Origin of the sequence: Pseudomonas sp. NPDC090592 (assembly GCF_044769185.1) — a bacterium.
GTDB lineage: Bacteria > Pseudomonadota > Gammaproteobacteria > Pseudomonadales > Pseudomonadaceae > Aquipseudomonas.
The window spans coordinates 1-12,436 of record NZ_JBIVXJ010000057.1 but is presented as its reverse complement, the minus strand read 5'-3'; the positions used below and the strand labels follow the sequence as shown (position 1 = coordinate 12,436).

Annotated in this window: 1 protein-coding gene; it reads right to left on the bottom strand. The window is 67.0% G+C overall.

Annotation, left to right across the window (positions count from 1 at the left end):
• On the bottom strand, window positions 1-12,155 hold a 12,155-nt coding region (locus ACIQUI_RS28150), incomplete at its 3' end, for an amino acid adenylation domain-containing protein (RefSeq protein ID WP_403204297.1).
• Window positions 12,156-12,436: the final 281 nt, after the last annotated feature.

Here is a 12,436-nt window from a genome sequence, read left to right as displayed (position 1 = left end):
TGCCAGGCGCTGACGTCGACGGCGGCTTCGGTGGGGCCGTAGAGGTTGTGCAGTTCGACGGTTGGCAGTTGGGCGTGGAAGCGCCGTACCAGATTGCCCGGCAATGCTTCGCCCGAACAGATCACGCGGACCATTTTCGCAAACGGTGTATTTTCCGGGGTGTCCGCCGACCCTGTGGGAGCGGGCGCGCCCGCGAACACCGGCGAAGCCGGTGCCATGCACAGTGTTGGATTCTTCGCGGGCTCGCCCGCTCCCACAGGAATCGCGGTGGGCCCAGATGAGAGGAATACATCCAGCATCGATGGCACGAAATGCAGAGTGGTGATGTTTTCGCGGGCAATCACCTCGCGCAGGTACTCGGGGTCACGGTGCCCGCCTGGGCGTGCCATGACCAGCCGTGCGCCGGTCTGCAACGGCCAGAGGAACTCCCACACCGACACATCAAAGCTGAACGGGGTCTTTTGCAGCACCACATCGTCAGCATCCAGCCCATAAGCGTCCTGCATCCACAGCAAGCGGTTGACCACCCCGGCATGCTCGTTCATCACGCCTTTCGGCAGGCCGGTGGACCCTGAGGTGTAGATCACGTAGGCCAGGTGCTGCGGGCTCAACCCCGCCACAAGCGGATTGCTGCCAGGCAGGTCGGCCCAGGTCGGCCGGTCCAGATCAACCAGCAGGCCGGCTTCCGGCACATGCCGGGTAGCCGCATGCACCAGCACCGCCACGGGCGCGCTGTCGCTCAGCATGTGCCGTACCCGCTCTGCCGGGTAATCCGGGTCGACCGGTACATAAGCGCCACCGGCCTTCAGGATGGCCAGCAAGCCAACCACCATCGACAGCCCGCGTTCGACGCAGATCGCTACCCGATCATCCGGTTTAACGCCCAACCCGATCAGGTGATGCGCCAAACGGTTGGCCTGTTCGTTGAGCTGCCGGTAAGTCAGCTCGCCCTCTTCAGCCCGCACCGCTACGGCATCCGGCGTGCGCACAACCTGCGCTTCGATCATGCCGTGCAGGGTCTGCTCAAGGTTGTAGTCAACCGCGGTGTCGTTTAAATCGAGCAGCACGCGCTGGCGCTCCTCGGCTTGCAACACGGGCAGGCGCTGCAACGGCAGGTCCGGTTCGTGCTCCAGGGCCTCGGCCATGGCTTGCAACACCTGGTCCATCTGCCCGCAAATGCGCGCCGCGCCAACTGCGGCAGAAGTCATGGCCACCAGACGGAAACCCTCACCCAGGTCATCCACGTTCAAGCTCAACGGGTAGTTGGTACGCTCCTGCCCTTCCAGTACCTCAATGCCTTCCCAGCCTTGGCGCTGGGTGGCATCAGGCTCGGCACCATGGCGGTAGTTGAGCATGGCGCTGAACAGCGGCAACGGTGCGGCCACGCCACTGCAGCGCTGGGCCAGGGCCAGCGAGGCATGCTCATGGGCCAGCAGCGCGCTGAGCCGCTGGTGCACGGCCCGGGCGGCGCTGCGCAGGCCGATATCGGCCAGGTCGACGCGTAGGGGCAAGGTGTTGATGAACATGCCCAGCGCGCGTTCGGCACCCTCGCCGCCCTGCAGGCGGCCCAGCAGCACGGTGCCGAACACCACGCTGTGCCTGCCGCTGGCAGCCGCCAGCAAGCGCGCCCAGGCCAGGTGGAACAGGCTGGCAACACTGATGCCCAGTTGCCGGGCCTGTTGCCGCAGGCGTGCGGCAAGCTCGGCCGAGAGTGGCAACTTGGCCTCCTGCATGTCGCGGCCGTCGCCTTGCACGTCACCAAGGCCGAACGGCAGGGTCGGCTCGTCGATATCGGCCAGCTGCGCGCGGAAGAATGCCTCGTGTTCGGCCTGGCTGATACCCAGGCGGGCCTGGGCTACGTAGTTGCGGTATGGCACTGGTACATGGCTTGGGACCGGGGCGCCTTGCAGGTGGGCGGCCAGCTCTTCGCCGACCACTTCCAGGGCGGTGTGGTCGAGGACGATGTGGTGGAACTGCAGGGTGGCTTCGATCGGGCCGTCAGCGTCGGTGTAGAGCAGGCGGATCAACGGGGCCTGGCTCAGGTCGAGAGCGGTGTTGGATTTTTCGCGAGCATGTTCGCTCCCACAGGGGGCCGTGGCAAGCGCAGGGACTGCGCGCAGGACAACCTGCACGGGTTGTGGCAGGCCTTCCCAGAGGATGGCGGTGCGCAGCACGTCGTGGCGGGCGATGACTTTGTCCAGCGCGCTGGCGAAGGCTTGCAGGCGTTCGCGGCTGGCGAAGCGCAGCCTGGAATACAGCACGTAGGGGTCGTGCTCGGCGCTAAGGTGGTGATAGAGGATGCCTTCCTGCAGCGGTGCCAGCGGGTAGATGTCCTGCACGTTGGCGGCGCCGCCGGGTACCTGGGCAACGATGCGGTCGATGGCAGGCTGGTCCAGGTCGATCAGGCTGAGCAGCTGCGGGGTGATCTGCGTGCAGCCTGGCGGAATGCGGTTTTCCGGTACATCTACCTGCTGGTCGGCGCCCAATGTGGTGGCCAGGGCGGCGATGGTCGGCTGGCCGAACAGGGTGCGTACGTCGACCTGCAGGCCCTCCAGGCGCAAGCGTGCGGTCAGGCTGACGGCCAGCAGGGAATGGCCACCGAGCTCGAAGAAGTTGTCGTGCCGACCGATCCGTTCAACCCCCAGCAGCTCGCTCCACAGCCGGGCCAGCAAGGTTTCGGTGGTGCCCGCAGGGGCTTCGTAGGGTCGCCCGTGCAGGGCCGCATCCGCTGCTGGCAGCGCCTTGCGGTCGAGCTTGCCGTTAGGGGTCAGCGGCAACTGCTCCAGGTGAATGTACAGGGCCGGCACCATGTATTCCGGCAGTTGTGCCTGCACTGCCTGGCGCAGGTTGTCCGCAGGCTGCGCGGTACCTGTGTAGTAGGCGACCAGGCGTGCCTCATCGACCGCGAGCACGACGGCTTCGCGCACCCCCGCTACGCGGCTCAGGCTGGCTTCGATCTCACCCGGTTCGATACGCAGGCCACGCAGTTTGATCTGCTGGTCGGTGCGGCCAAGGAACAGCAGGTTGCCATCCCGGTTCAGGCGCACCAGGTCACCACTGCGGTACAGGCGCTCACCCGTGACGAAAGGGCTGGCAATGAAACGCTCGGCCTGCTGCTCCGGCAGGCCCAGGTAGCCACGGGTCACACCTGCGCCACCGATGTGCAGTTGCCCGGCCACACCCCACGGTACAAGCTGGTCGTCATCGTCGAGCACGTACAGCCGTGTGTTGTCGATCGCCCGGCCGATTGGCAAGGCCCCCTGGGGCAGTTCGTTATCGGGTTGCAGTGTCCATACGCTGCAATCCACCGTGGTCTCGGTGGGGCCGTAGACATTATGCAGGCGTACCTGCGGCAAGCACTTGCGCACCTGGGCTGCCAGGGCGCTGCTGAGCTCGCCACCGCCACAGACGATGTCGGTGAGGCTGCTGCAGTGGCTGCTTTCGGGCTGCTCGATGAACTGCTGCAGCAAGGCCGGCACGAACTGCACCACCGCCACCTGCTGCACCTGGATCAGCTGCGCCAGGTAGGCCGGCTCGCGCTGGCCGTCGGGGCGGGCCAGCACCATGCGCAAACCGCTGCACAGCGGCCAGAACAGCTCCCAGACCGAAGCGTCGAAACTGACCGGGGTCTTGTGCAGCACGCCACCCTCGCCCGCTGTCGGGCACAGGCGGCGGCTCCAGTGCACCAGGTTGACCACGTTGCGGTGCTCGACCATGACGCCCTTGGGCACGCCGGTAGAGCCGGAGGTGTAGATCACATAGGCCAGGTGCCGGGCGCCAAGCCCGGTAATACGCGGGTTACTGACCGGTTGTTGGTGCCAGCAAGGCTGGTCCAGGTCCACCCGTGGCAGCTGGGCGGCTGCCGCCACATGACGGGTGGCGCCATGCACCAGCACGGCCAGCGGTGCGCTGTCGGTCAGCATGTGGCGGATGCGCTCGGCCGGGTAGCCGGGGTCGACCGGTACATAGGCAGCACCGGCCTTGAGAATGGCCAGCAGGCCGATCACCATGTCCAGCCCACGCTCGATGCAAATCGCCACCCTTTCATCGGGGCCGGCACCAAGGCCGATCAGGTGGTGTGCCAGGCGGTTGGCCTGTTCGTCGAGCTGGCGGTAACTCAGTTGCCCCTCTTCGGCCACCAGCGCGATGGCATCGGGTGCACGCCGCACCTGCGCCTCGAACAGGCGGTGCAGTGGCTGCGCAAGGTCATGGGGCTGGGGTGCAGGCTGCGTCAGCAGCTGTTGGCGCTCGGCCTGGCTCAGCACCGAAAGTTGCTGCAACGGCAAACCGGGCTGGTGTTCGAGTGCGTCCAGCAAGCCGACCAGCACCTGCTGCAATTGCTCGCAGAGGCGCTGGGCCCCCACCTGCGCCGTGACCTGCGCGCTGATGCGCAGCGCGTCGCCCAACTCATCGACGTTGACGCTGATCGGGTAGTTGCCGTGCCCGCGCGGGGGCAACACCTCTATGCCCTCCAGGGCTTGCTCACGCGCCTGCTGCTCACTGGCCGTGGCGCCATGGCGGTAGTTGAGCATGGCGCTGAACAGCGGTGCCGGCGAGGCCACGCCGCTGCAACGCTGGGCCAATGCCAGCGAGGCGTGCTCATGCACCAGCAGCGCCGCCAGCCGTTGATGGGCCTGGCGCACCGCTGCACGCACATCCAGCCCTTGCAGGTCCAGGCGCAGTGGCAGGGTATTGATGAACATGCCCAGGCCCCGGTCGGCACCGGCGCCACCTTGCAGGCGCCCCAGCAGGACGGTGCCGAACACCACGCTGGACTTGCCGCTGGTGGCCGCCACCAGCCGTGCCCAGGCCAGGTGCAGCAGGCTTGCGGTGCTTACGCCCAATTGCCGGGCCTGACGATGCAGGCACTGGTACTGGGCGTGCGGCAACATCACGCTGGCCAGCTCGAACTGGCTGGCCTCGCCTTGCAGGTCGCAGAGGCCGTAGGGCAAGGTCGCTTCGTCGATGTCGCCGAGTTGCGCGCGGAAGAACGCTTCGTGCTCTGCATCGCTGATGGCCAGGCGGGCCTGGGCGACATAGTTGCGGTATGGCACCGGCGCCTGTGTGGGCTGCAGGCCGTGCAGGTGGTCGCGGATTTCGGCCAGCACCACTTTCATGGCCGTGTGGTCGAGGACGATGTGGTGGAACTGCAGGGTGGCTTCGATGGGGCCGCTTGATTCGCTGTAATGCAGGCGAATCAACGGGGCCTTGCCCAGGTCGAGATCGGTGTCGTGTTTTTCGCGAGCATGCTCGCTCCCACAGGGTGGGTGGGCAACCGCTGGGACTGTGCGCAGGACCACCTGGACGGGTTGCGCCAAGCCATCCCATAGGATGGCGGTGCGCAGCACATCGTGGCGGGCAATGACCTTGTCCAGCGCGCCGGCAAAGGCTTGCAAGCGTGCCAGGCTGTCGAAGACGATGGGCCATTGCAGCAGGTAGGGGTCTGCCCCGGTCGCGCTCAGGTGGTGGTAGAGAATCCCCTCCTGCAACGGCGCCAACGGGTAGATGTCCTGCACATTGGCGGCGCCGCCAGGTACGTTTGCGACAATGCGGTCGACCGACGCCTGATCCAGTGCCAGCAATGGCAGCATGTCAGCGGATATGCGTGTGCAGGCAGCCGGAATACGGTTTTCCGGCACGGTGACCTGCCGGCCTTGCCCCATGGCAGCAGCCAGGGAGGCTACCGTCGGCTGGCTGAACAGCACGCGCACATCCGTTGCAAGGCCTTGTTGGCGCAAGCGCTCGATCAGGCTGACGGCCAGCAGCGAGTGGCCGCCCAGTTCGAAGAAGTTATCGTGGCGCCCTACCCGGTCGACACCCAGCACCTCGGCCCAGGCTGCCGCCATGGCAACTTCGGTCTCGCCCACAGGGGCTTCATAGCCGTGCCCGACCAGGTCGGTGGTATCCGGCTCGGGCAGCGCGCGGCGGTCGAGCTTGCCATGGCTGGTAAGCGGCAGTTCGTCCAGGCGAATCAACGCTTGCGGCACCATATGCGCCGGCAGGCAGGCTTGCAGCGCTTGGCGCAGGCCCTCGACCGCCACGGGTGCGGTTGCGGTGAACCAGGCCAGCAGGCGCTCACCGCGCACCAGCACCACGGCATCGCCGATGCCGGCCTGGGCCGCCAGCGCTGCCTCGATCTCGCCCAGTTCCACGCGCACACCGCGGACCTTCACCTGGTCGTCGTTGCGCCCCAGGTAATCCAGCGTGCCGTCGGTGTTCCAGCGCACCAGGTCGCCACTGCGGTACATGCGCGCACCCGGCAGGCGGCTGAACGGGTCGGCCAGGAAACGCTCTTGCGTTAGTTCAGGGCGGTTGAAGTAGCCACGCGCAACCTGCGCGCCGCCAATGTACAGCTCGCCGGTAACCCCCACCGGCACCGGCTGGCGGCGCTCGTCCAGCACGTACACGCGGGTGTTGGCGATGGGTTTGCCGATGTGCAGCGCCGCACCCGGGTGCAATACGCCCGAGGTCGCCACCACCGTGGTTTCGGTCGGGCCGTAGTTGTTGACCAAGGCAAAGCCCGGGTCGCGGTCGAACTGGCGCAGGCGGTCGCCACCCACCAGCAAGGTGTGCAAGGTGGGGTGCTGCGGCGGGCGGCGCAATGCCTGCTCGGCAACCGGCGTAGGCAGGAAGCTGACCGCCAAAGGCTGTGCCAGCCACCAGTCCAGCAGTTCATCGACATGCTCGTTGCCGATGTGCGTGGGCGGCAGGTGCAGCGTGGCCCCGGCACACAAGGCCGGCCATACCTCCCAGGCCATGGCGTCGAAGCCGAAGCCGGCCACGCTGGAGGTACGTACGCCGACCTTCAGGGCAAAGGCCTGGCAATGCCAGTGCACCAGGTTGGCCAGGGTGTGGTGCTCGACCATCACCCCTTTGGGCTGGCCAGTGGAGCCGGAGGTGTACACCAGATAGGCCAGTTGGTGTGCATCCAGGCCGGCAACCTGTGGGTTGTCGGTGCGGCTGTGGAAGGCTGCTGGCGAGTCGAGGTCGAGCCGCGGGACCGCGGCCGGCAGCCCGGTGATGTGCGTGTCTGCCAGGACCAGCCGCGGGGCACTGTCGGCCAGCAGGTAGGCAATGCGCTCGGCCGGGTACGCCGGGTCTACCGGTACATAGGCCGCACCGGCCTTGAGCACGGCCAGCAGGCCGATGATGCGTTCACAGTGGCGGCCCAGGCACAGCGCAACGCGGTCACCACGCTGCACGCCATCGGCGATCAGGCGGTGCGCCAGCTGGTTGGCGCGCCGGTTCAGCTCGCCATAGCTGAGCGCCTGCTCACCCTGGCTGACCGCGCTGACATCCGGCGTACGGGCCGCCTGGGCTTCAAACAAGGCGTGCACCGTGTGCCCCTGCGGGTAGGCTTGCGCGGTGGCGTTGAAGCTGCCGAACAGCTGCTGATGCTCCGCTTCAGCGAGGATCGGCAGGCTGTCCAGCGTCGTGGCCGGGCTTTGTTCCAGCGCCTGGACCAGTTGCGCGACGGCGTTGGCCATCCAGCCTGCCACCCGTGGGGCACCAATGCCGGGCACGGCCAGCACGCTGAAGGTAAAACCGCTACCCAGGTCGTTGACGCTAAGGGTCAGTGGGTAGTTGCTGCGCTCTTCGCCGCCCAGCAGGCGAACGCCTTCCCAGATGCCCTCGCCTTCGCGTGGCGCATCGTGGGCGCTGTGCCGATAATTGAGCAAGGCGCTGAACAGCGGTGCCGCAGCAGGCACGCCGCTGCAGCGCTGGGCCAGGGCCAGCGGCGCGTGTTCGTGGGCCAGCAGCGCCGACAGGCTGCGGTGTGCCGCGCGCACGGCGGCGTGCACGTGCGCAGTGGTGTCGACCCGCAGCGGCAAGGTATTGATGAACATGCCCAAGGCACGGTCGGCACCCTCGCCCCCTTGCAGGCGGCCCATCAGGACAGTGCCGAATACCACGTCGTTGCGGTTGGCCAGCACCCCGAGCACCCGTGCCCAGGCCAGGTGCATCAGGCTGGCGACACTCACGCCCAGTTGTCGGGCCCGGCCGCGCAAGCGCTGGGCCAGGCGGTCGTCCAGCGCTTGCGTTGCACTCTGGATATCACGGCCATCACCTTGCACATCGGCATGGCCCAGCGGCAAGGTTGGCTCATCGACGTCAGCCAGCATGTCGCGGAAGAACGCTTCATGCCCACCCTGGTCGCCCAGGCAGGCCTGGGCCACATAGTTGCGGTACGGCACGGCAGGCGCCAGGGTGTGCCCCTGGCCGAACAGCAGCGCGCGCATCTCGCGGGCGACCACGTCCATGGCGGTATGGTCGAGGGTAAGGTGATGGAACAGCAACACCGCTACCACCTGTTGGTTGGCCGGGTCGAGGCTGTAATACAACCGGGTCAGCGGCGCCTGACCCAGGTCGATGCGGTGATGGCGGGCGTCGAAGCGCGCGTGCAGTTGGTCGATACGTGCCTCACCGGCCTGCTCGGGCAAGTCGTCGACTTCGCAGACACACAGTGTTGCCTGGCGCCACACCACTTGCAGCGGCTGCGCCAGGCCCTGCCAGTGCACGGCCGTGCGCAGGATATCGTGGCGGTCGATTACCTGTTGCAAGGCCCCGGCCCAGGCCAGCAAGCGCTCGACGCTGTCGAAGGCCAGGCGGGTCTGCAGCAGGTAGGGGTCGCCCTGTTCGGCGCTCAGGTGGTGGTACAGCACCCCTTGTTGCAGCGGTGCCAGCGGGTAGATTTCCTGCACGTTGGCGGCGCCGCCCGGCACGCTGGCGACAACCTGGTCGATGGCCGCCTGGTCCAGTTGCACCAGGCTGAGCATGCCCGGGGTGATGTGCTCGGCACCCAGCGGCACGCGGTTGGCCGGCACTTCGACTTCCTGGCCCGCCCCCACCACGGCGGCCAACGCCAACAGGGTCGGCTGGGCAAACAGCACCCGTACGTCGATCACCAGCCCTGCCTTGCGCAGGCGCTCGACCAGGGTCACCGCCAGCAGTGAATGGCCGCCAAGTTCGAAGAAGTTGTCATGCCGCCCCACCCGCTCGACACCCAGCACATCGGCCCACACCTGCGCCATGGCGGTTTCGGTAGCGCCCTGCGGTGCCTCGTAGTGTTGGCCGAACAGATCGCCGGTGGCCGGATCGGGTAGCGCGCGGCGGTCGAGCTTGCCGTGGCTGGTCAGCGGCAGTTCGTCCAGGCGGGTGAATGCCTGCGGCAGCATGTGTGCAGGCAGGCTGGCCTGCAGCGCCTCACGCAGAGCCTGTGGGGCGAGCGGCGTGGTCTCGGTGTACCAGGCCAGCAAGCGTTCGCCGCGCACCAGCACCACGGCAGCGTCGATGCCCGGCTGCGCCGTGAGGGCGGCTTCGATTTCACCCAGCTCCACCCGCACGCCACGGATCTTCACCTGGTCATCGTTGCGCCCAAGGTAGTCGAGGGTACCGTCGCTGTTCCAGCGCACCAGGTCACCGCTGCGGTACATGCGGGCATTGGCCTGGGTGCTGAACGGATCCGGCAGGAAGCGCTCCTCGGTCAGCACCGGGCGGTTGAAATAGCCCCGCGCCACCTGCGCCCCGCCGATGTAAAGCTCGCCGGTCACCCCGACCGGAACGGGTTGCAGGCCTTCGTCCAGCACGTAGACCCGGGTATTGGTAATCGGCCGGCCGATATGCAAGGCACCGCCGGGGCTGATCGGCCCCGAGGTGGCCACTACCGTGGTTTCGGTCGGCCCGTAGTTGTTGATCAGGGCGAAGCCTGGGTCGCGGTCGAACTGGCGCAGGCGGTCACCACCGACCAGCAAGGTGCGCAAGGTCGGGTGCTGATGTTCACGGCGCAGCGCCTGCTCGGCCACCGGGGTGGGCAGGAAGCTCACCGTCAGCGGCTGCTGCAGCCACCAGTCGAGCAGCTCGTCGACGTGTTCATTACCAATGTGCGCCGGCGGCAGGTGCAAGGTGGCACCGGCGCTCAGGCTTGGCCACACCTCCCAGGCCATGGCGTCGAAACCGAAACCGGCGACACTGGAGGCATGCGTGGCACTGTCCACGGCAAAGGCCTGGCAATGCCAGTGCACCAGGTTGGCCAAGGTGTGGTGTTCGACCATTACCCCCTTGGGCTGCCCGGTAGACCCGGAGGTGTACACCAGGTAGGCCAGTTGTTGCGCATCCAGCCCGGGTACCTGCGGGTTGCTGTCGTCCGTGGCGTAGGCAGCGGCCTGGTCCAGGTCCAGTCGCGGGATGCCGGCTGGCACGCTGTCGATGGCAGTTTCCGCCAGCAGCAGCGCCGGCGCGCAGTCATTGAGCAGGTAGGCAATGCGTTCGGCCGGGTAGCCTGGGTCAACCGGTACATAGGCGGCACCGGCCTTGAGCACACCCAGCAGGCCGACCAGCCGCCGGGTGTTACGCGGCAGGCACAGGGCAACCCGGTCGCCCAACTGCACGCCCCGCGCGCGCAATTGGTGGGCCAGCTGATTGGCCTGGCGGTTCAGCTCGCCATAGCTCAGCGCCTGGGCGCCCTGCTGCACCGCCAGCACGTCAGGTGCGCGGGCGGCCTGGGCCTCGACCAGCGCATGCACGGTGTGGCCTTGCGGGAAATGCCGGGTGTTGTCGTTGAACTGCTGCAGCACCTGCTCGCGCTCGACCGCTGGCAGCACGGCCAGCGCCTGCAATGGCGTGGTGGGCGCCTGCTCCAGGGCATCCACCAGGCTGTCCAGCACCTGTTCGAATTGCGCGCACAAGCGCGGCGCATGCCATTCGGGCAGGCTTTGCACGGTCAGGCGCAGGTCGTCACCCAGGTCATCGACGCTGACGGTGAGCGGGTAATCGGTACGCTCTTCGGCGCCGACGATATCGATACCGGGGGCCACCGGGATAATGTCGGCGGCATCCCCAGCGTCACTGTGGCGGTAGTTGAGCATGCTGTTGAACAGCGGCGCCGGCGCTGCCACGCCGCTGCAACGCTGGGCCAGGGCCAGCGATGCCTGCTCGTGGCCGAGCAAGGCGCTGAGCCGGCGATGGGTAGCCAGCAGCCCGTCGCGCACACTGTGCTGACCCAGGTCGATGCGCAATGGCAAGGTGTTGATGAACATGCCCAGCGCCTGCTCACCGCCGTCACCGGTGGTCATGCGCCCCAGCAGCACGCTCCCGAACACCACGGCCTGGCGCGCCGAGAGCTGGCCGATCAGCCGGGCGAAGCCCAGGTGCAGCACGCTGGCCGGGCTAACCCCGAGTTGCCGGGCCTGGTTGCGCAAGCGCTGGCTAAGCGCCGGCGCCAGGGTCAGGCGTGCCTGCTGCACGGGTTGCTCGACCTTGCCCTGCTGGCCGAAGGCAAGCGTGGGCTCATCGATATCGGCCAGCATCTCGGCGAAGAAACGCTCGTGGGCCTGTTCGTCGAGGGCCTGGCGGGCTGCCGCCAGCACGTTGCGAAACGGCATGGGTGCCGGCAGCTGCGCCGCTGTGCCGGCAAGGTGTGCCTGGATCTCGCGGCGCACGATGTCCAGCGCGGTGTGGTCCATGATCACGTGGTGGAACATCAACAGCGCAACCCACTCATCGCCCTCGCCCTGGGCGTGCATCAGTTGCATCAGTGGGGCCTGACGCAGGTCGAGGCGGCAGTGGCGCGGGTCTAAGCGCTGGCACAGGCTGGCCAGTGCGCTGCTGCCGGCCAGCGGCAGGGCCTCGCGCACCAGTGCCGCTTCACGCCAGACCACTTGTACCGGGGCATCCAGGTATTCCCAGTGCAGCGCGGTACGCAGGATATCGTGGCGCTGGATGACCCATTGCAGTGCCTGGGCAAAAGCCTCCAGGTGGGCCTTGCTGGCAAAGCGCAGCTGCACCTGCGACAGGTAAGGGTCGCCGTCGGTGGCGGACAGGTGGTGGTAGAGCATGCCCTGCTGCAACGGCGCCAGCGGGTAGATGTCCTGCACATTGGCCGCACCGCCCGGCACGCTGTCGACGATGCGATCGATGGCGGCCTGGTCCAGCGCTACCAGCGGCAGCATGTCGGGGGTGATGCGAAAGGCCGGGCTGAGCCAGTCGTCATCCTGTTGGGCAAGCATCTCCAGCAAGGCCGGCTTGTGCCGTGACAGCGCCTCCCACAAAGGGTCGTCCAGGGTTTCTTCGTCACCGAGGACGATCAGGTCCTGGTCTTCACGCTGGAGTCGGATTGCACGGGTGGAAAGAGCAGCCATCAGTTCGCTGAAGTGCATCGGTAAGCATCCTGCTTTGCCTGGAAATAGGGATGGTGGACACGCTAATGGATCGTGACCGGGCGGTCTGACATGGGAAGTGGGGACAATTCGGGCCTGCGTGGTGCATGGCACCGGCTGCGCCGGTGTTCGCGGGTAAACCCGCTCCCACCGAGTCCTGCACAGTTTTCAGAACCTGTGGTGTACCTGTGGGAGATTCTATGGTTTTCAGCAAGCCGGTTTGACGCCTTTGGTGGTGTATTCGTCCTGATTCTTCATCAGGGCGAATGCCACCCTTGCTA